Consider the following 347-nt stretch of genomic DNA (forward strand, 5'->3'; position numbering starts at 1 on the left):
GCTCTAACCAACTGAGCTACAAGCCCATATACTTTCGCTACCTCTCAAAGAGGGCGCCAATACAGGACGCTAGTCCGTCGCCGCTTATGCGGCGCGCTCGCGCAGGGCCAGCAGCATCAGCTGCGATCCGGCCCGTGAGCGGGTCATGTCAATCAACAATGAAGAAAGAGAAACGAAGGCGGCACGCCTGCAAAGCGATTGTCAGGCTGACTGGCCTGCAATCTATGTTCTAAAAAGCACGAGAAAGTTCATCTGCAATAAATTGCAGCGTCTTACTATTCTACAGCTTCCTTAGAAAGGAGGTGATCCAGCCGCAGGTTCCCCTACGGCTACCTTGTTACGACTTC

The 347-nt window shown here is 53.0% G+C and carries 1 rRNA gene; it reads right to left on the reverse strand.

Going from position 1 to position 347, the window contains the following annotated elements:
* Positions 1-295: 295 nt before the first annotated feature.
* Positions 296-347: ribosomal RNA gene (locus ACOZHT_RS24450) — 16S ribosomal RNA — on the reverse strand; the annotation flags it as partial.

This window comes from Ochrobactrum sp. EDr1-4 (assembly GCF_049199085.1).
Classification (GTDB): Bacteria; Pseudomonadota; Alphaproteobacteria; order Rhizobiales; family Rhizobiaceae; genus Brucella.